20 protein-coding genes are annotated in these 23,451 nt (G+C 55.9%); 10 read left to right on the top strand and 10 right to left on the bottom strand.

Going from position 1 to position 23,451, the window contains the following annotated elements:
- Positions 1 to 18: 18 nt before the first annotated feature.
- From C7G61_RS06810 to C7G61_RS06795, 4 genes are all read left to right on the top strand, one after another.
- Entirely contained in the window at positions 19 to 825 is an 807-nt protein-coding gene (locus C7G61_RS06810) for an ABC transporter permease (RefSeq protein ID WP_145963567.1), read from the top strand.
- Positions 825 to 2,147, top strand: a complete 1,323-nt coding sequence (locus tag C7G61_RS06805; RefSeq protein ID WP_108513305.1) for an ABC transporter ATP-binding protein — start codon at positions 825 to 827, stop codon at positions 2,145 to 2,147. The genes C7G61_RS06810 and C7G61_RS06805 overlap by 1 nt, the downstream gene beginning before the upstream one ends.
- A 170-nt stretch (positions 2,148 to 2,317) precedes the next feature.
- Positions 2,318 to 4,558, top strand: a complete 2,241-nt coding sequence (locus C7G61_RS06800; RefSeq protein WP_145963566.1) for a hypothetical protein — start codon at positions 2,318 to 2,320, stop codon at positions 4,556 to 4,558.
- Entirely contained in the window at positions 4,555 to 5,553 is a 999-nt protein-coding gene (locus tag C7G61_RS06795) for a class I SAM-dependent methyltransferase (RefSeq protein ID WP_202975757.1), read from the top strand. Before C7G61_RS06800 ends, C7G61_RS06795 begins: the two co-directional genes overlap by 4 nt.
- Positions 5,554 to 5,568: 15 nt before the next feature.
- Here the strand turns inward: C7G61_RS06795 and C7G61_RS06790 are convergent, their stop codons facing one another.
- Together C7G61_RS06790 and C7G61_RS06785 are read right to left on the bottom strand one after the other, a co-directional pair.
- Complete coding sequence (locus C7G61_RS06790; protein WP_202975756.1) at positions 5,569 to 6,684, bottom strand: NAD-dependent epimerase/dehydratase family protein; 1,116 nt, start codon at positions 6,682 to 6,684, stop codon at positions 5,569 to 5,571.
- A complete protein-coding gene (locus C7G61_RS06785; protein ID WP_202975755.1) occupies positions 6,665 to 7,639 on the bottom strand; it encodes a glycosyltransferase in 975 nt (324 codons plus the stop codon). Before C7G61_RS06785 ends, C7G61_RS06790 begins: the two co-directional genes overlap by 20 nt.
- Positions 7,640 to 7,915: 276 nt before the next feature.
- On the opposite strand from C7G61_RS06785, the gene C7G61_RS06780 reads away from it, so the two are divergent.
- Together C7G61_RS06780 and C7G61_RS06775 are read left to right on the top strand one after the other, a co-directional pair.
- A complete protein-coding gene (locus C7G61_RS06780) occupies positions 7,916 to 8,758 on the top strand; it encodes a class I SAM-dependent methyltransferase (protein ID WP_108513303.1) in 843 nt (280 codons plus the stop codon).
- 158 nt (positions 8,759 to 8,916) lie between these two features.
- Complete coding sequence (locus tag C7G61_RS06775; RefSeq protein WP_108513302.1) at positions 8,917 to 9,906, top strand: KpsF/GutQ family sugar-phosphate isomerase; 990 nt, start codon at positions 8,917 to 8,919, stop codon at positions 9,904 to 9,906.
- Positions 9,907 to 10,010: 104 nt separating this feature from the next.
- On the opposite strand, the gene C7G61_RS06770 is transcribed toward C7G61_RS06775, so the two are convergent.
- From C7G61_RS06770 to C7G61_RS06750, 5 genes are all read right to left on the bottom strand, one after another.
- Entirely contained in the window at positions 10,011 to 10,838 is an 828-nt protein-coding gene (locus C7G61_RS06770; RefSeq protein WP_108513301.1) for a class I SAM-dependent methyltransferase, read from the bottom strand.
- Positions 10,839 to 10,855: 17 nt separating this feature from the next.
- The gene (gene kdsA / locus C7G61_RS06765) at positions 10,856 to 11,701 is read right to left on the bottom strand and encodes a 3-deoxy-8-phosphooctulonate synthase (RefSeq protein ID WP_108513300.1); all 846 of its coding nucleotides are present in this window, start codon (positions 11,699 to 11,701) and stop codon (positions 10,856 to 10,858) included.
- Between the two features lie 94 nt (positions 11,702 to 11,795).
- Positions 11,796 to 12,995 (bottom strand): alginate O-acetyltransferase AlgX-related protein, encoded by a 1,200-nt coding sequence (locus C7G61_RS06760; protein ID WP_108513299.1) that lies wholly within the window; start codon positions 12,993 to 12,995, stop codon positions 11,796 to 11,798.
- A gap of 2 nt (positions 12,996 to 12,997) precedes the next feature.
- Positions 12,998 to 14,422 (bottom strand): MBOAT family O-acyltransferase, encoded by a 1,425-nt coding sequence (locus C7G61_RS06755; protein ID WP_108513298.1) that lies wholly within the window; start codon positions 14,420 to 14,422, stop codon positions 12,998 to 13,000.
- A 3-nt stretch (positions 14,423 to 14,425) separates the two neighbouring features.
- On the bottom strand, positions 14,426 to 15,742 hold the full coding sequence (locus tag C7G61_RS06750) for a glycosyltransferase family 2 protein (RefSeq protein ID WP_190241694.1): 1,317 nt from the start codon (positions 15,740 to 15,742) through the stop codon (positions 14,426 to 14,428).
- A 194-nt stretch (positions 15,743 to 15,936) separates the two neighbouring features.
- Here C7G61_RS06750 and rfbC point away from each other — a divergent pair, with 194 nt between their 5' ends.
- Genes rfbC through rfbA form a run of 4 tightly spaced genes read left to right on the top strand, consistent with a single transcriptional unit; the run spans position 15,937 to position 19,353 of the window.
- The gene (gene rfbC, locus C7G61_RS06745; protein ID WP_108513476.1) at positions 15,937 to 16,500 is read left to right on the top strand and encodes a dTDP-4-dehydrorhamnose 3,5-epimerase; all 564 of its coding nucleotides are present in this window, start codon (positions 15,937 to 15,939) and stop codon (positions 16,498 to 16,500) included.
- Between the two features lie 5 nt (positions 16,501 to 16,505).
- On the top strand, positions 16,506 to 17,576 hold the full coding sequence (rfbB, locus tag C7G61_RS06740; RefSeq protein ID WP_108513296.1) for a dTDP-glucose 4,6-dehydratase: 1,071 nt from the start codon (positions 16,506 to 16,508) through the stop codon (positions 17,574 to 17,576).
- Positions 17,573 to 18,487 (top strand): dTDP-4-dehydrorhamnose reductase, encoded by a 915-nt coding sequence (gene rfbD / locus C7G61_RS06735; RefSeq protein ID WP_108513295.1) that lies wholly within the window; start codon positions 17,573 to 17,575, stop codon positions 18,485 to 18,487. Before rfbB ends, rfbD begins: the two co-directional genes overlap by 4 nt.
- Positions 18,484 to 19,353 (top strand): glucose-1-phosphate thymidylyltransferase RfbA, encoded by an 870-nt coding sequence (gene rfbA / locus C7G61_RS06730; protein ID WP_108513475.1) that lies wholly within the window; start codon positions 18,484 to 18,486, stop codon positions 19,351 to 19,353. The genes rfbD and rfbA overlap by 4 nt, the downstream gene beginning before the upstream one ends.
- 37 nt (positions 19,354 to 19,390) lie before the next feature.
- On the opposite strand, the gene C7G61_RS06725 is transcribed toward rfbA, so the two are convergent.
- The 3 genes from C7G61_RS06725 to C7G61_RS06715 form a co-directional block, all read right to left on the bottom strand.
- Positions 19,391 to 20,296, bottom strand: coding sequence for a methyltransferase domain-containing protein (locus C7G61_RS06725; RefSeq protein ID WP_108513294.1), 906 nt, complete (start codon positions 20,294 to 20,296; stop codon positions 19,391 to 19,393).
- Between the two features lie 313 nt (positions 20,297 to 20,609).
- Positions 20,610 to 22,556, bottom strand: a complete 1,947-nt coding sequence (locus C7G61_RS06720; RefSeq protein WP_108513293.1) for a hypothetical protein — start codon at positions 22,554 to 22,556, stop codon at positions 20,610 to 20,612.
- Between the two features lie 53 nt (positions 22,557 to 22,609).
- The gene (locus C7G61_RS06715; RefSeq protein WP_145963565.1) at positions 22,610 to 23,383 is read right to left on the bottom strand and encodes a class I SAM-dependent methyltransferase; all 774 of its coding nucleotides are present in this window, start codon (positions 23,381 to 23,383) and stop codon (positions 22,610 to 22,612) included.
- Between the last annotated feature and the right edge of the window lie 68 nt (positions 23,384 to 23,451).

Here is a 23,451-nt window from a genome sequence, read left to right as displayed (position 1 = left end):
GCTGCCAGGGGAACCGACGTGTTCATTCAAACCGGCCTTATTCGTAATGCCCGGGAAGCCATTGTGCTTTCCCTTCAGATTTTCTCGCGGACTATCGGGGCCAAATACCGGAAATCGTTCCTCGGCTATTTCTGGATGATCGTTCCGGTGGTCGTGATCGCCGGAGGTGTCTCCGTGGCCAAACTGGCCGGTACGATCAACCCTGGCGTTACCGGCCTTCCTTACACCCTGTTCGTCTTCATCGGTGTCGTCATCTGGATGATCTTCGTTGAGCTTCTCGATGTCCCCTATCAGGCATTCGACAACGCCCGGTCGTATCTGACCCGGGTCAATTTCCCTCGGGAAGCCATTGTGCTGGTACAAGTCTACGAAGCGCTTGTTGGTGCTACCGCCCGATATGTCTTTCTGTGCGCAGTCATCGCGGCGTATGGGATATTGTCATTTGGCGGTGCGCTGATTTTGCTAATTTCGATTGTGACGTCGGTGTTGATGGGACTCGGCGTCGGAATGTTGTTGGCCCCTTTCATGATCCTGTTCGAGGATCTCCGGAATACGGTCAGGCTATTCATTGCCTATGGTATCTTCGTCTCTGCGGCCTTCTATGCACCGCATAGCGGCGTATTTGGCCGAGTGATCCAGATCAATCCGCTCTCGATCGTAATGGCGGCGGCGCGTGAAGGCGTCGAGACCGGCGACTTGACGTCGGTGGCGCCGGCATTCCTCGCCGTCGTACTTGTGTCCGTTCTTTTGGTTGTTGTGGGCACGATCCTGATCCGCATCGCATTGCCAATTGTGGTCGAGCGAATGCTGATTGGAGGACGGTGATGGCCTCGGAAAACGACATCTGCATTTCCGTTCGTGGCATCTCGAAAAAATTCGCACGATCGCTCAAGCGATCGTTTGTGTATGGCGCGGAGGATATCGCGCGGGCTGTGACCGGGCGCTCGCCTAATCCCGTGTTGCGGCCCAGTGAATTCTGGGCCTTGCAGGATATTTCTTTCGATCTTGAGCGTGGTTCTGCAATCGGAATAATTGGTCTGAACGGTAGCGGGAAAACAACTCTCTTGCGGATCATCGCGGGAATTCTGCGGCCGACGAAGGGGGAAGTCTGTTTGCAGGGCCGGGTCGCACCGATGTTGGCGCTCGGAGCCGGCTTTAAGCCGTCTCTGTCGGGGCGCGAGAATATCTATCTGAACATGTCAATTCTCGGCATAACTGCTGGTGAGATCAACCGGCGTTACGACTCCGTCGTCGACTTCGCCGAATTGCATAACGCGATCGAGGCGCCATTGGGTACTTACAGCACGGGCATGCAGATGCGGCTCGGCTTTGCATGTGCAGTACACACGTCGCCCGAAATTTTGATCGTCGATGAGGTGCTGGCCGTAGGCGATGCTCCGTTCCGGATGAAATGCCGCAACCGAATCAATGAGCTTCGCAGGGCCGGGACGTCGATGCTGCTGGTTTCTCACAGCGCTGTCACGATCGAGATGCTGACCGATCGATGCCTGTATCTCAAGGAAGGCAAGGAAGCGGCGCTCGGACCATCCGACGAGGTCGTTAAAGCATATGAGGCCGACTCGATCAGCGTTGCCAAAGCCGCCAATTCGAAGATTGCGGCTAAGCCCGACTCAGGAAATATCTCGATAGCGAAGGCTGCCAAGAAGACGGCCATCACGGGCGCCAAATTGGAAATGCCGGGGATGAGCGATGCCGGTCATTGGCGAAGTGGTGAGGTTGGTTCACTCTCTATCTCCGTCAGGACGACCGCTGCTGAAGATGAACTCAGTATTCTTCTGGTGATTGCCGATCTAAGCCACGGCACGCCCCAAAACGTTCAAGTCATAACCTCGTCCGCTGACGTCGGCACGATGCGGGCGGATGGAACCGAGGCGACGATCGAGGTTGCATTTGCTCCGGTAACCCTTCCCCCTGGGATATATAATCTCAAGATCGCGATCACGCGCGGGAACCTTCAAGATCTCGTCGATATGGTCGAAAAGATGCGGTTAGTCGTTGTCGACAGCGGCAAAACCAAGCATTGCGCGTTCTATCAGCCGAGGGAATGGACATTTTCTGGCGTTTCAATTGAAAACAACAGAAAAATCGATGATTTCGACGAAGCGGAAGGTCTTGAGGCCTTTTAGATCGGGCCGCGCTGGACTATGGATGGTTTCGGACAGCGGAAGATTGAAGATTCACGATGCTAATCGGTTGGATTGTACAGGGTGGCCATGTCCGGATCGCAAGCACGCGGTACCGCGTCCTTTATCCGGCACTCGCAATCGACGAACTGGGGCACAAGAGCAGAGTATATTTGAGCTCGCTCGACGCTCTGCGTGACGTGCAGGAACTCGATGCAATTGTTTTGGTAAAACGGCTTGATGCGCATTCCCTACGTCTCATCGACGCTGCTGCGCTGCTCAATAAGCGTATTTTCATTGACCTATGCGACAATACGATCGTCATCGAATACGAAAAGCAGCCGTCGCAGCTTCAGCGCATGTGGCTCAGTGCAGCTAGTGCGCTCGTCGACGCGGTGGTGGTTACGACTGAGGCCATGGCGAGTGCCATCCGCCCAACCATGCTTCCAGGAACGCGCTTCGAGATCATTCCGGACCAAATCGAAACAGCGGAGTCGTATAGGGCGGCCGCTGCTTATCTTGATGCCAATATGGTCAAGCCGTCGAAGTCTTCCATGGTGAAGCGCGGCTTGGTGTTTGCGAATCATTTTCGGAAATCTCCGGAGCAAGCGTCCAGACTCGCTTGGGACCGACTGAGGCTGGCCGCTTCGCGCAAGGAACGGACTTTGCCTCGCACCAACGATCGTACTGCTCCCGGTCCAGCGCCTTCGGATTGTCCGGTGTTTCTTTGGTTCGGCAATCACGGCTCGCCCCACAGCAATTTCGGGATGCTTTCACTGTTCCAGGTTGCTCCGGCCCTGGAGCGGCTTGCGCAAGAATACGACTTCGAAGTGTGGGTTATCAGTAACCATCAGAAGAAATACGAATCAGCGATCGCGCCGCTAAAGTTTCGGTCGCGTTACTTCAACTGGTCGCCTTCTGTGATCTTTACAAGTCTGGAGAGGGCTACGGCTTGTCTGTTTCCCTCAACGGGAGATGACTTCTCTGGGACCAAATCGGCGAATCGCGTAGTCATGGCACTTCAACATGGCGTGCCGGCGATCGTTTCACCGCTGAAGGCGATCGAACCACTGGGCGAGGCTGTTCTTTTCGAAAATTGGGAGCAGCATCTTCGACAACTTTTAACAGATCCCAAAACAGCAAAGCGATGTCTCGACAAGGCTGCGCCTATTCTCGATACGCTGTATTCGCCCAAAGTCATCGGCCAGCAATGGGACCATCTCTTGCGGTGCGCTCCCCATTCGAAGGTTACGCGCGGCAGCGCGGACGGGCGCATCAAGGCAGGCATTCTGCTCGATTTGACGCAAGATCTCGACGTCCTGCGCCCTCTGATCGACGCTTGGCGGAAAGATCCGCGTTTCGAGCTTAGGGTTCTCTTATCCGATACCTCGCTATCGAGATCGCCACGAATTGGGAGGGCACTGGTAGAGCTTGCCGTGGTTCCATCCGTCATCGAACGCGAGCAGGTTCTGCTGGGCAACGACCAAAGTGTCCGCGGTCTGGACGTCTTGGTTTCCGCATCGGAATCGACCGCGCGCGCGCACCTGTTCAACCATAAGTTGACAAACGCGGCGAATGCCGATGGCGTTCGAACCTACACATTCCAGCACGGACTGGAGAATATAGGTCTCACCTACTTCGACGAAACGCACGGCCCCGCAATCAGGTTTGCTTCCGATCGCGTGCTGATTTGGGCGGCGCCGGAGAACCTGCCGGAAGCCACCGCGGAGGAGACGCGCCGCAAGGCATTCGCTGTCGGCCGGTCGGCTGAGGTCGCACGAGTTAATGTTGACTTTCCCGAATTGTCCGGCCGTAACGTGGTCGGCGTGTTCGAGAATTTGCACTGGGAGCGGTATCCGCAGTCCTACCGCGACAACTTTGTTCGGGATCTTCTGGCGGCGGCCGCCACACGGCCGGAGTTTGTATTTCTCCTCAAGCCTCATCACGCCGGAAAATACCTTGCGAGGCCTGGCAGGCTTGAGGGATATACGAGTAACGTGATCATTGCCGATCCCGACGATCCGAAGTGGGAGCCGTATACGGCAGCAGCGGTCATTCCCCACTGCAAATGTGTAATAACGACACCATCGACGGTCGCGCTGGATGCGACCGAGCTCGGCGTGCCAGTTGCGGTGGCGGCGTACGGCCTAAACCTTGATGTTTACCGCCCATTGCAGCAAATTCGGAATGTGGCGGATTGGCTCGCGTTTGCCGATTCAGCCTTGACCGAACCAGCCGCTCTGATTGACCAAAATGCCATTTTCCGGGAGCGTACCCGCCTCGATGGCGACTGCATTTCGCGCGTAACGGATTTGGTTGTTGCGGATATGGCGGGCGCTGGGGTAACGAAAGGTCCAAACGTCGACAGTCTCGACAAAGCGCGCCGGCTCTCTTCCGGGAGGAGTTTTGCATGATTAGAGGTCTGTTGAAGAGTGTGCGTGACGCAGTCAAACCTGCTGCTAGTCCGGGTAATCCGGCCCGTGCAGTGGTCGCTGGTCCAAAGGCGGCTGGCGGTGATGCGGCAGCCGCGACCAAGCAGATGATCGGCCATCCTATGCCGATACAGAAGTTTAAACCTGTCTTGAGCAGTGCCGAGATTCGAGCGGGCCTTGCACAGCTTTCGCCGGAGCAGCCCTGGGCGCATTATTATGATCTCGGCGAAGCCGGAGAAACAATTACATCTAGCAATGAGCGTTATTTCGGCAAAGCAAAAGGCCTGAAGATCATTGGAACGCAGGTTGTCGATTCGGTTCCCTTTGTTACGCGCCGCGGCCGGGTCGAGGGCCTTTCAGTACTCGATTTGACCAGCGCGGAAGGGCAGCATTCGATTGAGTTGGCCATGGCTGGCGCCGGCAGGGTCCTCGGCATCGAAGGTAGAAAGCTCTATGTCGACCGCTCGCAGTTTATCGCCAGATGTTTCGGTGCAAGCAATGTGAATTTTCGGCAGGGCGATGTCAGAAAGATCTCTCCAGCGGAGTTGGGCAAATTCGAACTCGTGTTGTTTTTCGGTATCTTGCATCATCTGGGGGCCGATGACTTTCTGCCGATGCTCAAGCTTCTGCGCGAAGTCACCTCGGACACGTTGATGCTCTACACGCACACGGCCGAAAACGGCGCCGACGTGCGGTTCGGAAAGCGCCTTTCCGAGCCGATGACGAACAAAGACGGCTATGTCGGACGATTGTATCGCGAGCATCCAGATGGGCTCACTCCAGAAGAACTCGAGCGCAGGGTCCGTAGCTCGCTCGACAACACTTTCTCATTTTGGGCCCAGGAAGCGGAGCTTCTTCGCGCGTTGAAGGCCGTCGGCTTCCCCTATATTGCTCGGCAACTACATCCTAATCCGTTTGGCGACGCGGCCGGAGATTTCCGCGTCATGTATGTTTGCCGCGCTGATCGCGATCTCTGATCTCGCCGTATCAGTCTAGCGCGATGAAGAGGCCTCTTGGCGTGCCCAATCCGCCAGTGCCTCAAGGCCTTTCTTCAGGGAAAAGCGCGGCTGCCAATTGAGACGCTCGCACGCGCGCGCGATATCGGCCACGGAGTGGCGGATATCGCCGATGCGGAAGTCGCCGGAGATCAAAAATCTATCCTCCGGCGCTCCGAGTATTTTTAGCAAGAATTGCGCCGTGCCAAGGATACTTGCTGGCGTGCCGCTGCCAATATTTATCGGTGTGCTGCCGGGGGCTGCGGCGGCGCCAGCCTTCACTAACGCCTCAACCACATCGTCGACAAAGACAAAATCGCGCACGATTTCGCCGTCTTCAAAAATGTTGAGCGTTCTTCCTGCGAGGATCTGCGAGCAGAAGATCGACAGCACGCCCGTGTAGGGGTTACGCAGGCTCTGGCCTGGTCCGTACACGTTCTGAAATCTCAACAGCACCAGCTCAGTGGCCATGCCGGCAAGGCCTTGTTCCAGCAGGTATTCCTGCATCAGTTTCGTGGAGCCATAGATCGAGGCGGGCGCTGGGGGCAGGCTTTCCGGCGTTGGGACCGGCCTCAAGGCTCTACCGGCGAGATCGCGTGGCACGAAATCTCCGGCCTTTAACTGTTCCTCGCGACGTGAAGCGGGGATGATCAGCGACCCGTCGTCGGCCTGGAACGCACCCTCGCCATATACTGCACGGGAACTGGCGAGCACGACCCGGCGTGGCGGGGACCTGCTTTGCCGCAATGCCTCGATAAGGCGGGCCGTGCCGCCGACATTGACATCACAGTAGCGCGAAATGAGATCGTAGGATTGTCCCGTGCCGGTTTCCGCGGCGAGATGATATACTAGTGTCGGAGTGTGATCGCTGATGGCGCTTCTCAGGGCATCGCCATCGCGAATATCCGCTTTCATACAGATCACGTTTGCCCCTTCGTCCGGAAAGGTCGCCCCTTCGCCATGGACTTGCGGGTGCAGGCTGTCGAACACCACAGTCTTTTCGGCACTCGCGCGAAGTTGGCGTACGAGCCGCGAACCGATGAAGCCGGCGCCGCCGGTCACAAGAATACGATCACCAGTCAGGGGAAACTCCTCAGCGGGCAAGTCGCGCACGCAAGCGGTCTAAGAAACGCGGCCGAGGGGACGTCGGTCCGGACGAAACCTGTCCATTCCTGACCTGCCTCTCATACTCCTTTATCTCTTGCTTTCGTCGCTCGCGCGCCTCGGTCAACGTCGCATGCTTCACGAAATGGGCAACCTTGTCTTCTGCGGCTAGAGCCCTTGTCTGCTCCTTGGTCAGCTTCGCAGAGTCATCGACCATCTTGAGCTCGGTCAGAAACGAGGGGCGCAAAAAGCCAAGCGCTTTCTCCTGTTCGAGCTCGGCCAAGGTGAGTGCGCCGTCGGCAAGCATGCGGCGGACCTCGTTCGACCAAAGGTATCCGTTTGGATTGTCCGTAGAAACCCACGGTTGGGTGGGCATGTCCGTATAGTGGATCAGGCATGTGGTGTCGTCGTAATGTTCAAGGCTATTCCAGCGGAAGGGCACCCGGTATGAAACTTCGTCCTCACGGAGGATGCACAGGTTCTGCATCAAATCTTCATAGCTGTAGGAGTCGTCGAGCCCGCGCACGATCTCCTCCGGATCCCATCTCGCCGCTTCGCAATCGACCAGCATTACCGAGCATTGCTTGACCCGTTTGCCCGGCGCAAATGCCTTCCGGTGTTTGGCGTGTTGGCCTGGAAGCTCTTCCTGAACGACGACTTTTGCTCCTTCGAAATCCACCGACCATAATTCGCGAATGTCCTTGAACACTAGCATGTCGGCATCGGTGTACAGTGCTCTGCCGCGGTAATTGGCGAGCCTCGGGATGGCGAATCGGGCAAAGCTGAACCCGGTTCGCTGGCGCTGCCGCGGGTCGCGAGGTTCTGGCAGCTTGACATCGATGAGGGGTGTGACTTCGATTGGAAGATCGGTATGGCGTTTTACCGAGTATTCCAGCACCTTGACGCCGACCATTTGCGAGCGGTCGGTGCCAACGAATATCCGAACCGGCGTTTCAAGCGTCACACGTCGTCTCCATCAGATTGGGTAGGGTACACTAGGCATTTGGGCGTTGGTCGCGCGCATTGACCTAGCGCAAGACGAGCAGGTATTTTACCTGAGCGTGGCACTCAATACAAGGATGCCTGCCCAGGGCCTTGGCGGCTTGGAATTGCTCTACGCGGCTGGTCCAAAGCCCGCGCTCCGGAACTGAAGTCTTTGTTTGGATAGTTTCGGTCCGCTGTTAATGGCAATCAGTCGCTTCCCTGCGAAGCTCCCAACTCATAGCCATTTGGATTCATTATGACGCTTTGGTCGAGTATCTGGAAAAGAATTTCTTCGGCCGCGGCCGTCGGCGTTGCCGGCAACAAGATCGAATTTGGCGGCTTTGATCGGCATCGCGTGCCGACGCGTCACGTCGATGCAATGTCCGACGACGATCTCAGGCATTTGAACGCATTGCTTCCATGGAGATGCTTCACGGTTGATAGTCATGGCCGCCGCTTCGGCAACATTGCGTGGAAGGGAAAGCGCGACGCGCCACAGGTCATTCCTGATAGGCGCATTCAAACGATGGATCAGATATTCAAACTGAGCGGCAAAACAGTCCTCGAGGCGGGTTGTTTCGAGGGTGTACATACCGTGGGCCTGCTTGGCTTCGGAGCGAAAGTGGTCGCCGTGGATTCTCGCATCGAAAATGTGGTGAAGACCATCGTCCGCTGCGCGATGTTCGGCTACTGCCCGAATGTCTTTGTGTGCAACTTGGATCTATCTTCTGATCTCGCCACACTACCTGAAACAGACCTGATACATCATGTTGGGGTGCTCTACCATCTCAAGGATCCCGTTCGACATTTGCTTGCTCTGGGTAAGGTCGCGAAGGAGGGGATCATGCTTGACACACACGTCGCGATTCCCGATATGGCACGCAGCGTGTACGAGGTCGACGGGAAGCAGTACCGCTACCAACATTACAAGGAAGGTGGTACTGCCGAAGTGTTTTCAGGTATGTATGATCACGCCAAATGGTTGCTTCTGTCGGATATCGAGGCCTTGCTCCGACAAGCGGGCTTTGCCTCGGTCAGGGTTGCCGAGGAGCGGCAAGAGCGCAATGGTCGTCGTATCCTGCTTTTTGCCAGTCATTGAAGGCAAATGGCCGTGTATGTGCTGACGTGCTGTGCGGCTGATTGATGGCATGGGCTCTAACTTCTGTTTACAATCAGTTGTCGAGTACCCGCTAAGCACTGGCTGGTGCAGACCACCAGGATGCGCGCCGCTACTAACTGTTTCTTTAGGAACTGGCTATGGCACATACCGAACTAAAAGCCCATGAAGCGGCGATTGCATCCGCATTGAAGACGCTTGAGGCAGAAGCTGAGGGCGTTCGCGCGCTGGCGGCGGCATTAGCCGCGGATCTGGGTAGTGCCTTTGGGGAAGCGGTTAAACTTATTCTCAATACAAGTGGACGTCTGATCGTAACGGGTCTCGGCAAGTCGGGCCATATCGGACGCAAGATTTCCGCTACTTTTGCTTCCACCGGGACGCCTGCCTTCTTTGTGCACGCTGCGGAAGCGAGCCATGGCGATCTCGGTATGATCACCGACAGTGACGTTATTCTGGCGCTGTCGTGGTCCGGCGAACAACAGGAAATGAAGAACCTTATCAACTACGCCAGTCGCTTCGAGATTCCGCTGATTGTGATGACCGCGAATGAACATTCGACCTTGGGGAAGGCAGCCGATATAGTCTTGGCTTTGCCTAAAGCGCGCGAAGCTTGCCCGCATAATCTGGCGCCTACCACTTCGTCGTTGATGTTATTGTCGCTAGGCGATGCGTTGGCGATCGCGCTCTTGCAAAGTCGTGGCTTCACCTCAGTCGATTTTAGCGTGCTGCATCCAGGCGGTAAGCTCGGCGCCATGCTAAAACATGCGCGAGATCTGATGCATGTCGGTGATACTATGCCATTGAAGCCGCTCGGCACGAGCATGGCTGAGGCATTGATCGAGATGTCATCAAAGGGATTCGGTTGCGTTGGCATCGTCGACAGTTGCGGCGACATCGTCGGCATTATAACTGATGGCGATCTGCGCCGGCACATGCGCGCAGATCTGACGAATGCGGGGGTAGAGGACGTGATGACGAAAAACCCGAAAACCATCACCGCCGATTTTCTTGCCGGCGAGATACTCCAAATGCTCAATGCCTCAAAGATCACCGCGGTTTATGTGGCTGATGCGGCAAAACCAGTTGGCATTGTGCACATACACGACTTGTTGCGAATAGGCGTTGCCTAGGATGGGTGCACTGCAAATCGCTACATGCTCTGAGCATTTGATGACAAGCAAGTCATCGTCCAGTGCGAAGGGGCAGGCAATGACAGTCATTGCGGTACGAAGAATTACGCGTGATTTTCGGCCGAAAGGGCCTCGGGCCGACGGCCGATGGCAGACCACGACATTTCGTTTACCCAGGCGAGTCGAATGTCGGCGAGGCCGACTTGCCGGAGCAGTTCCTCGACCGTCTCTTTCGACCAGTAATTCGCAATCTTCGGAAGCATTTGATCGAAGACGATTGAGCGCAAATGGCGAAATGTGAAGCCCCGAAGTAAGCGATAATAGGCAAGTCGACCAAAACCCAATTTTAGCGCCAGCCACAACGCGGCAGCTGGGTAGATCGATAGGTGATGGACGATTCCGATCGGCAGCCGACTGAGCAGCAGATTGCGAATAGGGGAAAGAACGAAGACGATCCAGCGGTTATTTTCTAATCCGTATACCCAGATCAGGACACGTCCACCCGGCGCTACTGCATCAGTCATGGCTCGCAGCGCACGTTCGGGGTGCTCCAGATGGTGGATGACGCCGATGGAAAAGGCGATATCAAAGCCGCCGTTTGCCGGGATTTCGTAAGCGCTCCGCTCTTCGACTCGAAGCGTCGGGAATGACGCCAGGTTTCGGCGGGCGACTGCGAGTGAACGTGCGTCGACATCGATGGCGACACCTCCGGCTGCGCCATAGACCATCGGCCAATAGCTGTTTCTCCCCATGCCGCAACCTACATCGAGAAAAGTCTTGCCGCGCCAATCTTCAGGTGTCAGGTGGACTGTCCAACGCCGAAATTGTTCCTCGTATTCCGGACGCATTTCGGCATATTCGTTCCACTCATATCCAAATCGTTCGGGCGATCCCGCAACGATCGAGTTTGTCTCGGTACCAGACCCGCTCATTGGCTATTCCAATTTCATCAGATTCTTCGAGCTTGGCCCTTGGCAAGTGTGTCGAACGCCATCAGGGTCCGCACCAGACTTTCGAACTCACGCAACGGCACCATATTCGGGCCGTCGGACGGTGCATGGTCGGGATCTGGATGGGTTTCAATGAACACGCCGGCGACGCCGACCGCCACCGCAGCGCGCGCCAGTATCGGTACGAACTCGCGCTCGCCGCCCGACGATGTGCCTTTGCCTCCGGGTTGCTGCACTGAATGCGTCGCATCAAAAACCACGGGCGCTCCGGTGGTCCGCGCAAGGATCGGCAACGCCCGCATGTCCGACACTAGCGTGTTATAGCCGAAGGACGCGCCGCGCTCGGTAACGAGCACGTTGCGATTACCGGCGCTCGTGATCTTCGCGACGACGTTGGCCATATCCCACGGTGCGAGGAACTGCCCCTTCTTGACGTTGACGACATTTCCGGTTGCGGCCGCCGCCAACAGCAGATCGGTCTGTCTGCACAGGAAGGCCGGGATCTGCAGCACATCCACGGCTTGCGCAACCTCGGCGCATTGCGCGACCTCGTGGATGTCGGTGAGCACTGGCAATCCAAGCGAGGCGCGGATTTCGGCGAAGATTGGCAGCGCCTGTTTCAGTCCGATGCCGCGCGCAGCCGATGCGCTGGTGCGGTTGGCCTTGTCGAAAGAGGTCTTGTAGACGAGGCCGATTTTCAGCCGCGTCGCAATCTCCTTCAGTGCGCCGGCGACTTCGAGCGCATGCGCGCGGCTCTCGAGCTGGCAGGGGCCCGCGATGACCGAAATCGGCAAGTCATTGCCGAATTTGACCGTGCCTGCGGCGACGACCGGTGCAGTTGACATATTGGCGTCCTAGATGACTTCCCTTGTTGCGCGCGGACCATGCCTGACAAGGTTGCGGCCATCAACCCCGAATCCCGCGGTGGCTCAAGACAAGTCAGCGGTTCTCGCTGGACCTTGGTCGCTCCGCGGCCTGTTTCAGTATCTCTGGCGTAACCTGAAATAATTCCATTTCGAGGAACTGACGTACCACGATATCTGGATGAACCCTGTCGATATAGGCGGTATCGAAGTCGCGCCACAGGACAACCGTTTCACGAAAATGCTCTGAGAAAAATGGCATTAGCGCCGTGAAAAAGCTGTTGCGAAACACCAGCGCCCTGGGCAACCGGTCGTCGTCAATCTTATACACAAAGGTCGGATGAAACGAATCCAGAGTAGGCAGCTGCATGTAGGGACTTGCCGGATCCCTCCGACTGCGGAAGCCGCCGCGTTTTGTTACGGCGTAAGTTGTTTCCCTCATGTTTGATCTCAAATTGGTTAGCGCACTGAGGTCGCCGCCGACGTCCTGCTGGGAGATGACCGCATACTCGGACCAGGGAGATGGGTCAGGGATATTGGCATTTGCCTTCTGCAACGCGGGAATGATTTCTGCGTTGGCGAAATAGCCCGCCGGACTGGTCCAATGGATATCGGTTGGAACAAACAACGGGGCGAGATGCTTCGCCTTGCGAACGCCATGACGGGTATCGATGACGGTGATTTCGGGATATCGCTGCTTTACGTATCGCAGGATTTGATCCGTCGCACCGGACCCCAGCGACCGCTGCGCCCAGTCCGGAAGATTTTCCGGACATATCGATTGCTTGTTCGGGGCAATAACGGCGACGTAAGTCATTCCCCGCGATGTGACGACGTCGTACTGGTGCTTGAGACCATCGGAAAATTGCTTGAGTTGGCTCTCGGGTACGATATAGCGTCCGCGGTATGCGTCGATCTGCTCAAATTGCGTGTAGTACATCCAGCGGTTCTTGCTGAGGAGCACATGGCCAGATCCGGTGTCGTAGTTACCGAATACGCGATATTTGACTACGTTGTATGAAGTAAGCAGCCAGTTTCGCAGCCCATAGTTATCTCTCAGGTATGCATCGAGCTCGCGCACGAAGATTCGAATGGGACGGTCTTTCGCCGGTAAAGACGGAAATGCCGCAGCGTTTCGCTTTTCGTCGCGCAGGATGGCCGCGGAACCTTGCCAGCAATGCATCACAAGCGGCGTTGCGATCATGATCACGAACGCGGCGGCTAACAATTCGCTAAAATGAAAGGCGCGCCCGCTCGGTCGGTCATGAGGCTTCATAGTCAGAACCGGAAATAAAGAAATGGATTATGGGTTTGGGCAGTTATCGCCATGCTCGACAGCACGAAGCAGGATATAGACAAAGCCACCTGCGCCGCACGAGCGACACCCCAGGATAGCCGCGAAACTTGCCGCAAGCGCTCGATCGCCGCGCTGATATAAGGCACGAGGGGCGCGCTGAACACAATGGCCACCAGCATCAAAACCAGGACTTCGGTGGTGAAATAGGCCTCCAGCGGATACAGATTTCCTTGGAATTCTGCGAAGTTGAACATATGGGAAATAAAACTGAAGGCCTGCGGTAGATCGTCAGCCCGGAAGAAAACCCATCCAATCAAAACGACGAGCATCGCGTAGCCGTGACGCAGCACAAACCAAGTGCGCTGCAAAACGGCCGACAAAAATGCTCTTTCCAGAATGAGAAAAAGTCCGTGCCAAAGACCCCAGACGACGAAGTTCCAGGAGGCCCCGTGCCAAAGTCCGCACAGAAAGAAAACGATCAGCAGGTTCAGGTAAGTACGCCCAGGCGACACCCTGCTGCCCCCCAAAGGAACGTAGAGATAATCCCGAAACCAGTTTGAGAGCGAAATGTGCCAGCGTCTCCAGAATTCTTGGATCGATTGCGAGACGTAGGGATAGTTGAAGTTCTCCGGGAAGCGAAACCCGAACATTCGCGCCAGGCCGATCGCCATGTCGCTATATCCGGAAAAGTCGAAGTAGAGCTGAAGCGCATAGAGTATCGCACCGAGCCACGCCAATTCGAAACTGAGCTGCGATTGCTGCAATCCGAAAATCTGGTCGACCGGGACCGCGAGCGGGTTGGCGATAAGCGTCTTCTTGCCCAAGCCGATCACAAACCGTGAAGCGCCGATGCTGAAATCCTGCCAACTCATGCGCCGAGTCAGAAATTGTTCCGCAATTTCATGGTAACGAACGATCGGCCCCGCAATAAGTTGAGGGAAGAAAATAATATACAGCGTAAAAACATGGAATCGGCGCTGCGCGGGCGCCACCTTCCGGTGGATATCGACGACGTAAGAAATCGCATGAAAGACGAAGAACGAAATGCCTAAGGGAAGTTCGACGTGACTCACGATGAACGGAAGTGAAACAATTTCCGACAGGTTGGTCAGCACGAAGCCAGAATATTTGTAATAGCCGAGGATTGTAAGGTTGATCGCTATGCCTGCGACCAGCGCCGCGCGTCTGCGAAACTTGCTTGCTTCCTGCATCGCGACGCCCGACAGGAAGCTAACAACTACGACGACTAGTACGATGTATACCTTGTCGGACTCGCCGTAAACGTAGAAGGCGATGCTGAAAACGAGAAGTACAATATTGTTCGCGGAGGCCGAGCGCGTGAATGCCACGGTGATCAGCACGAGCGGCAGGAAATAAAACAGAAACGTGACGGAGCTGAATACCACGTGTTAAATCCGAGCGCCGATCGTACGAGCCAAGCGGCTCAATTGCCGTGTCTTCTGAACGAGTTTCATCCAGGCATTCGCTTTGGCGCTCTCAAAACGCGGGAGAGCCCCATACTTGATCAGATCGGGATCCGTACCGGCGTATTGGACGGCATCCGGATGACGTTCCATCAGTCGACTCAGCAAATCCTGTATATGCTGCTTAGTGCGCGCTTCCGAGCGGCCGGGTTCATGATGGCACGAGACCGTGCCAACGTAGACATGCTTTAGTCCCATCCGCAGCGCGCGAATGAATACATCGGCATCGTTGTACTGCGAGCGGAACGTTTCAGTATCGAGAGGACCGACAGTGGTCCAGGCTGCTTTGGAAACCGCGGCGCATCCGAAACTACTTCCGGCGGAGTAATGAACGGTCGACGCAAACGTGGCGAGTTCATTTTCTCGAATGATGGTATGGCCGCTTTTCGACGGCGGTCGTATGAATACACCCGAAGAAACCAGGCGTCCGCCTGCGCCGGTAAACAATGGGCCGGCTGAGGCTACGCCGGGAGTTGCGGCCCAATCGCAGATCGTTTGGAGTGTATCGGGATGAGTGAGCGCGGCATCGTTATTCATCATCACCGTCACGTCGCCCGAGGCGGTCTCGACGCCTAGATTATCCTGCGCCGATTTGTTGAACGGTTTGTCGTAGCGGATGTGGCGAACCTCCGCTTTGGCTGACAGCAGCCGCGCGGCTGAAGATGCGATGCGCTCAAGACTTTCGGGGCTCGATTGGTTGTCAATCAGCAGCACTTCGAGCCGGCTGCGGCATCTTTGGCTCGCAAGACTCTCCAAGCACGCTTCCATCAGTTCGGGCTGATCGCGATAATTTACGATAACCGATATCTTATCGGCGCGCGCGGACGGTGCGGGGGGCGACGCGATTGGGTTGTAGACTGACGATTTGACCGAGCGGGTGAAGCGAAGAATGCCGGAGCTGAAGTCGATAGGCTGTCCTTGATCGATGATCTTTAATAGCGCCCGTGACGTGGCGCCCGGCTTTTCATCGTCGACAAAGTCCGCGCGAACCGCACAACGCCCGGCGTGATCAACCTGCGGATAGAAAAGCTTGTCTGGCGTCGGCCACACGAGCCGAAACGCTTCAGGACGAAAACCGCGCCGTTTTCTAACAAGAAGGTCGTCCCAAACCACCGCGGCGGGATGAGCGCGACAGGCGTTTTGCAGACTGGATTGCCATCCTTCCGTCAACGGATACGCGTGGTTGATCTCGATGGCGTAAGCGACGTTGCCGACCATGACCCGACGGAGTTGGCTTTTCATTGGACTCTGTTGATTTGGATAGCGGAATGGGTTAGTTCGTCGGTCGGAAGCTAGCGCCCGGCACGCCGCCGCCATCTGGGTTTCTCGAATACCCGGAAGCTAGGCCGAGTTGATCGCATTCAAGGGTTTGGTGATAAACGATAATTATGCTTCCCGTCAATCGGGGTGTTGCAATCGATGGGGCTCTATTCGTCATGGAAATTACGGCGCTTGACATTCCTGACGTAAAACTTTTTAGCCTTCGTCGGCATGCCGACAAACGGGGATTTTTTTCGGAGATTTATAACAGCGCGGCGTTGCGTGAAGCCGGTGTCGTGACGAGCTTCGTTCAGGATAATTATTCCTTTTCTTTCGCCGTGGGAACTGTTCGCGGTCTGCATTTCCAGGTTCCGCCAGCCGCTCAGGCCAAGCTGGTGATGGTTTTTTCAGGCCGAATTCTGGATGTGGTTGTGGATTGCCGAAAGGGTTCGCCGACCTATGGTCGCCATGTCGCGGTGGAATTGAGCCGTGATTCATGGAGTCAACTCTATGTTCCCGAAGGGTTCGCTCACGGCTTTTGCACGCTCGAGGCCGATACGTCGGTGCTCTACAAGGTCTCCACGCCGTATGCGCCGAAGTTCGACAGCGGCGTGTTATGGAGCGATCCGGATCTTGGCATAGAGTGGCCGGTGGGAGCTGACGCCGCTGTGATAACCGACAAAGATCTGGCGTTGCCGCGCTTTCGTGATCTAGCTGACCCCTTCCACTATCGCAGTTAAGCCTCATGAAGACACTGATCACAGGGGGCGCAGGATTCATAGGGTCCGCCGTATGCAGACTCCTGATCGAGGATACTGACGCTGAGGTCGTCAATATCGATAAGCTGACATATGCCTCTTCGGTCGAAGCGCTTGCGTCCCTTGCGACGAGCAACCGTTACCGCTTCGAGCATGCCGACATCTGTGACTCCGAGACCATCGACCGTATCTTTCGTGAACAGCAACCGGATGCCGTGATGCATCTCGCCGCGGAATCGCACGTCGATCGATCGATTGACGGCCCCGACGCTTTCGTCGAGACCAATATCGTCGGTACGTTCAAGTTACTTCAGGCGACGCGGCGATACTTCGAGGGTTTGCCGCCGGCGCGCCGGGAGCAGTTCCGTTTCCATCATGTCTCGACCGACGAGGTCTACGGAACCCTCGGGGTGGAAGGGGCGTTTGGCGAGGACTCACCTTACGCTCCGAACTCGCCTTACTCAGCAAGCAAGGCGTCGGCCGATCATCTGGTCCGCGCCTGGCATCACACGTTCGGTCTGCCGATGGTGATGTCGAACTGTTCCAACAATTATGGGCCTTATCAGCATCCCGAAAAGCTGATTCCACTGATGGTCACCAATGCCATGCGTGGTCGGCCGTTGCCGGTCTACGGCACCGGAATGAATGTACGGGACTGGCTGTTCGTCGACGATCACGCCCGGGCACTTTGGCTTGTGCTCAACCGCGCACGCCCCGGAGAAAAATACAACATAGGCGGCAACGCAGAGAGCACGAACATCGAGCTGGTTCAGTCGTTATGCTCAATACTCGACGATCTGATTCCCAATCGACCGCACCGCAAACATGCGGACCTCATCTCCTACGTTGCCGATCGTCCGGGGCACGATATGCGCTACGCCATCGATTGTAGCAAAATCCGCCGTGAATTGGGATGGAAACCCCTCGAAACGCTCTCGTCTGGATTACGTCGCACGGTGAAATGGTATCTGGCAAACCATGACTGGTGCGAGAGTGTTCGTGCGCGCGGATACGACAACGCGCGGCTGGGCGTAATCAAGTCCGACGCTAGATCATGAGCCACTTTGTCGGACCTGTGGTCGTTTTTGGCGCCGCCGGACAGGTTGGGCGCGAACTACTGAAGAAGCCGTCGATCGGCTTGCCTGTCGTCGGCTTCACGCACGGGGATGTCGATATCAGCGATGCAGCCGCTGTTCGCGTTGTCATCAGCCGAATTGGACCTTCGGTCATTGTCAACGCCGCGGCCTATACGGCTGTGGACAAAGCGGAATCGGATGCGGAGCGCGCGTTTGCCGTTAACGAGCAGGGAGCGCGTAATCTTGCGCAGGCTGCTCAGTCGCACGGATCGGCCTTGATTCACATCTCCACAGATTACGTGTTCGACGGCCGCAAACGCGAGCCCTACCTCGAGGATGATCCGGTCAACCCACTTAGCGTGTACGGGCGCAGCAAGCAGGCCGGCGAACGGTTGGTGGCAGCGGAGTGTGAACGCCACATTATCCTGCGGACCGCATGGGTCTGCGGGATGTATGGATCGAACTTTGTCAAGACGATGCTGCGACTCGCAGATGAACGGGACGTTGTTCGTGTCGTTGCCGATCAGCGGGGAACGCCTACCTCCGCCGGTGACCTGGCGGCAGCCATCTTCGCGATCATCACCATGCTGTCCGAAGGTCATGACGTGTTCGGGACGTTTCATCTGACGAACTCAGGAGCCACCACCTGGCATGGTGTCGCGGCCCATATCTTTGCGTGGCTTGCCGCGAACGGCGGCGTCGCACCGCGTCTCGATGCCATAACGACAGCGGAGTATCCGACGCCCGCGGCGCGGCCGAGCTATTCGATACTTGACTGCGGCCGAATTCTTCAGGCTTACGGCGTCGCTTTACGGCCGTGGGAGCGCGCGCTGGACGATATCCTGAGCAGTCTTCATAATGACCCAGCAGAACAGCAATGGAGCGGGACGTGAAGGGCATCATTCTTGCGGGCGGCGCCGGCACACGACTTTATCCGGTAACGGTCGGGGTCTCGAAGCAGTTGCTTCCGGTTTATAACAAGCCGATGATTTACTACCCGCTGACCGTGCTGATGATGGCCGGCATCCGCGACATTCTGTTGATCAGCACGCCGCACGACCTGCCGCGTTTTAAGGAGGTGTTTCGCGGCTGCGAGAAATGGGGCATTCGGATGTCATTCGCTGAGCAGGACCGTCCGCGCGGCCTCGCTGACGCCTTCATCGTCGGCCGCGATTTCATCGGGGAAGATCCCGTTGCACTAGTGCTGGGTGACAATCTGTTCTTTGGCCACGGCTTGCCCGACAACCTCGGACGAGCCACGGCTCGCAAGAACGGGGCGACGATTTTTGTGCATCCTGTTGCCAGCCCGGAGCGGTATGGAATTGCTACGTTCGATGCCAGCGGGCGCATCGTGGCGCTAGTTGAAAAGCCGAAAATCCCGCCCAGCAACATGGCGGTGACCGGGCTCTATTTTTATGACAACCGAGTGGTCGATATCGCGGCTAAGCTGAAGCCGTCAGCGCGTGGTGAAATTGAAATCACTGACGTGAACATCGAATATCTGGAAGCAGGCGCTCTTCACGCCGAGGTTTTGGGACGAGGTTTCGCCTGGTTCGATACCGGCACGCATGATTCATTGCTTGAAGCGTCGGAATTCATCCGCACGATCGAGCATCGACAGGGATTGAAGATCGGCAGTCCTGAAGAGACCGCGTGGCGATTTGGGTTAATTAACGATAGCCAGCTAAAGGCCCTTGTGCAACCGATTTCGGCCAGCGAATACGGTACCTATCTCAATAGCCTGCTAAAACGAAACTGAACGTAACCCCTGCTCGACCCGCGACTAATCCCCTTCGTCAGTCCGGTTTGGACTGGTTCTTGTCATCGTGACGAGAGGGGCCTGTATGAACTACGAACAACGGTGTCATTCCTTCCAGGGAGCGGCGTCCAATGAAAAATATATCAAGAAACTTGAGTGGGAAGGTGATTGCGCAAAACAAAGGATACAGCGCCGCCTTGATGCGGGAATTACCAAAACTAGCGACGACGGAGAGAAACTCGACAAGTCCGAGAAGGAAGAATGACAGCGGACCGCTATTGGTTTCCACTCTCACTTTTCCAAAATCGGCGAACAGCCGCTGCAGACCCGATACAGTCCATCGGGTGTAATCGTGTGGCGATGCGTGATACGGAAACATGAACGGTACGAGGTGAAGGCCGCGTCCGCCTGGTTTCGTTGCACTCACCATGCTGCTCACGACGTCCTCGGCTCCGGCGACGTGTTCAAGCACACCAGTCGAAACGAAACCATCGATCGTTCCCGGCTTAAAAGGTAGCGAGCGAATATCACAAACGAAGTCGACCTCAGGATAATCGTTGAAATCGACGCAATAAATCGCGTCGTCCAAGCGAAGGCGACCTGAACCGAGATCAATCACCAATTCCTTGGATGTATCGAACGCACGCGCGACCTGCATACTGTAAGGCGGGAAAAAGCATGGCGAGATAATCCAGACCAAGGTGTAGTACAAGCGGCCAATTTTATGTCGAATGTTTTCCTTCAGATTGTCGAGATCGTCGCTGGTTTCGCTTGGCTGGATGAAATATATCCTGCCGTCCTTGATCGCGTACACTGTAGAGCAGGACAAGCAGCGCATCTGCGTCGTGTCGAACGACAGGTCGCCCTTGCAAGTCGGGCAAGCCAAGGCGTGGCGAATACGATTGAGCCGGATAAGGGCCGGTGTAGATGTCATGGCGCTCATGGCTTGAGATACTCTGCTGGATACGTGTCTTTCAGTCTGACGGGAGCAGTTTGACTCAGTGAACTAAATGCCTCGAGGACCCACTGGCCTCTTAGCTGCCATCATCTGCATTGGCCAACAAAATGCCTTCGCGGACAAGAAATGAGGTTTGTTCATTGACATTCCAATTCCAACGTTTGGCCACTTTTGCTAGTCCGGCTACTGTCACGATGGCTGTTAGGCGGAAGCCCTGCAGGAATCATACCCGGCAGGCCCCGGGCATGTCGAGTGCGATCGAGCAGGATGGCATGGGTGCGGAGGTCGAAACGCTAGTTTAGTACTCCGGGTACTCTATTGGGGCGGCGCCCTTCAGTCTGACAAGTGCGCGATCAGCTCTTGTCCAACTGTATACCTCGTAAGGCGCGGTGGCTTCATAGGTATCCTTCAAGGGACAACTGAAGTTAAAAACCGCGTCGGCGCGTCGATCCAGCAGCCGCATGGATTCTGGTGGTATATCGCTCATCATTCGACTTCCAGGTCGAGAAACGCACAGTACGTTTCCATCTTTGTCTGCGATGAAAACGAAATCGACCGGTTTGCGGCATCCCGGTCCTAATGCGTAGCCGTAAGTCCATACAAGATTGAGCCAAGATTCTCTCGGCAGATTCCAGCCTGACCGGTTGTCGGCGCCGATAAACGTCCGTTGGCTCGCCCTGAAAGGTTCACGCCCCTGACAAATTTCGTCACCATCGTTCGCTTCCATCGGTACGAGGCCTTCTCCGGCAACAAAGGAGGCCGCATCGGCAATGAAATCGGATGACAATTCCCGATATTTTCCCAGCTTTTCTAAATCGGGGATGAGGTGCATCGCATACAGTTGGTAAAATCTTTGATGGCCACTCAACCGGGCCATGTGTATAGCGTGATAATTCTGCGCGCCAAATCGGGCCGCAAGGTGCCACTCATTGTAGCTTCTGACCTGACGATCACCGTTCGCCACCGCAGGCACAAATAGGCCGAGCGCACCTAAAGCGACTAAAAATGCGAGTATGTGGATCTTATTCTTCGGATGTGGAATGCTCCAGCCAAAGAAGGCCAGTTGCCGTGTTGGCTGGCCCGCCTGAACCGAAAGCACGAGCGCGACCAAGCCGACCAGAAAAGGTAGCGCGAATACGCCATAATGACTGGGCATTAAGTCGCCATTACGTTCAGCCGTCAATTGCCACCGGCCGAGCGTATTAAGCGCGGCACCGATCAGACCGTAAGCAGAAAAACTGACCCAAAAGCAAAGTTCGCGCGTTCGGCCGCTTCGAACTAAATCGACGATTGTCAAACACCATAGTAGAAACAGGGTCAGGCCAAACCACATGGCGATGTCTGTTGGCCAGGTTGCGACGAGTGCAATCAAGACGGAAAAGAAGTGGCGCGCTACCTCAAACATGTGATCGGGAGCTTGAGAGAGGGAGAGATACACGTCGTCCAGATAAAGGAAATGATCGTCCGCCTTGGCGAAACGAGTAATGGCGAACAGTCCAATGGCAGAAGCGGCTACAATCCCGATTGCGATGGCCGCCGCCGTCAGCAACATACGACGCGAGGCGAAGATGTTATCGAGGTGGCCGCGGCCTGTCAGCCAGGCCGCTATCAGAGTTGGAACGATTCCCCAGCCCGCTCCATTGCTGATGATTATTGCAATGGATATTCCCGTGATGAGTAGCCATGCCTTTAAAGGCGGACGTTTCGGTGCCGACATCAAGCGGCAGATGGTGGGCAAACCCAAGCAGACCGTTATCCAGTTGGTGAAGTAAGCGACCGTACTTTCAGGCCACCCAATAACCAGCGATGGGATCGGATTGCACAGCAACACCGTGCCGACAATGAGGACAACGCCGGCGGCCGCACCGCGACCGGTCGTCCGGATAATCGCGTATAGGAATGCCCCCCAACAACATACAAATGTGGCGATCGCGCCGACTTTGATGACCGTGCCGTTGTAGTCAAATGCGATCCAGTTAATGAGCCCGAAGATTCTCGAGTAGGCGATGATATGACCGGCTATGATTCGAAATATGAATGCGATTACCTCTCCGATCCGACTAGCTTGGATAGCAGGCGAGATGCCCCAAAGCTCCCATAGATAGTCTGCGCGACTTATTGCCGGAACCGAAAGAACTAGGTAAAAAACCCAGCATGCGAGGATCAGCGCCGAAATAATTAAGCATAGCGCAAACGGAGTGGCCCATTCGAACTTCAGAAGACGGTGAGGAAGGGGAGCCCGCACTTCAAGCCTTTCGCAAGATTACCCACGAGAACATACAAAAAGATGAAGGGGGCCTAGGATGGGATGTCCCTTCTTATCCAGCGCGCCATGAATACCGGGAACGGAAGGCGACCAGGCAGCTTCATATAGAGCTGTTCCATTGCCATCAGCGGTCGCGCAATGCGTTTCTTAATACCGGGACTGATGCGTAAGACCAGGCTATTGAGCACGAGAAAGAAAGCAGGTCCGCCAAAATAAGTAACTTTTTCAGGCTCGAACCATTGATGGGCAGTGGCGGCAATAGCATCGTGTCGGAGAGCTTCTTCAGTGTCAGCGTCGAATAGGGGGTCGTTACGATACCAAAACTTTCGCACAAATTGGAGAATGAAATCGCGATTCGGTTCGAGCAGGATGAAAAGAGTTCCGCCGGGCCTAATCATTTCGCCGAGATTGGCGAACGTCTGCTGCAGATCGACGACGCAATGATGCAGTCCGCCTACAACGATTGCAGCGTCAAATGTTTCTCCGGTGGAGGTCGGTTTGGTGAGATCCAGTTCGAATGCTGGCCGTCTGACGATCTGTTCGTAGGCAGCGCGGGCACGGGGCGAAATATCGAAACCCGTCATTTCGGCTTGGGGAAATCGCTCAAGGAGGAGCAAAGAATTGTGCCCGCTTCCCGATGCCACGTCAGCGACGCGTTTGCCGTTGAGATTCAAACCATCGAACGCTGCCGCGAAGAGGAAACGTCGCCTATATTCCATCGATTCGGCGTCATAATAGTGCGCTTCATACGAATCGTGAATGACGTCGTAATGCTCGCGTTGACGGGCGCTTCCTTCCAAGCTCAACGATCAGACCCCATCTCGTTTGAATTCGGTCCGCTAAAGGGTACCATGGGTCAACGCCCCCGTTTAGA

The sequence above is a fragment of the Bradyrhizobium algeriense genome (genome assembly GCF_003062295.1).
GTDB classification, from domain to species: Bacteria; Pseudomonadota; Alphaproteobacteria; order Rhizobiales; family Xanthobacteraceae; genus Bradyrhizobium; species Bradyrhizobium algeriense.
This window is presented reverse-complemented; position numbering and strand designations above follow the sequence as displayed.

Excerpts from the sequence above, each read along its gene's own strand:
- C7G61_RS06750 (WP_190241694.1), bottom strand. The coding sequence starts at position 15,742 with ATGAAAAGCCAACTCCGTCGGGTCATGGTCGGCAACGTCGCTTACGCC.
- rfbC (WP_108513476.1), top strand. The coding sequence starts at position 15,937 with ATGGAAATTACGGCGCTTGACATTCCTGACGTAAAACTTTTTAGCCTT.
- C7G61_RS06795 (WP_202975757.1), top strand. The coding sequence starts at position 4,555 with ATGATTAGAGGTCTGTTGAAGAGTGTGCGTGACGCAGTCAAACCTGCT.
- C7G61_RS06760 (WP_108513299.1), bottom strand. The coding sequence starts at position 12,995 with ATGAAGCCTCATGACCGACCGAGCGGGCGCGCCTTTCATTTTAGCGAA.
- C7G61_RS06770 (WP_108513301.1), bottom strand. The coding sequence starts at position 10,838 with ATGAGCGGGTCTGGTACCGAGACAAACTCGATCGTTGCGGGATCGCCC.
- kdsA (WP_108513300.1), bottom strand. The coding sequence starts at position 11,701 with ATGTCAACTGCACCGGTCGTCGCCGCAGGCACGGTCAAATTCGGCAAT.
- C7G61_RS06775 (WP_108513302.1), top strand. The coding sequence starts at position 8,917 with ATGGCACATACCGAACTAAAAGCCCATGAAGCGGCGATTGCATCCGCA.
- C7G61_RS06780 (WP_108513303.1), top strand. The coding sequence starts at position 7,916 with ATGACGCTTTGGTCGAGTATCTGGAAAAGAATTTCTTCGGCCGCGGCC.
- C7G61_RS06725 (WP_108513294.1), bottom strand. The coding sequence starts at position 20,296 with ATGAGCGCCATGACATCTACACCGGCCCTTATCCGGCTCAATCGTATT.
- C7G61_RS06805 (WP_108513305.1), top strand. The coding sequence starts at position 825 with ATGGCCTCGGAAAACGACATCTGCATTTCCGTTCGTGGCATCTCGAAA.
- rfbD (WP_108513295.1), top strand. The coding sequence starts at position 17,573 with ATGAGCCACTTTGTCGGACCTGTGGTCGTTTTTGGCGCCGCCGGACAG.
- rfbB (WP_108513296.1), top strand. The coding sequence starts at position 16,506 with ATGAAGACACTGATCACAGGGGGCGCAGGATTCATAGGGTCCGCCGTA.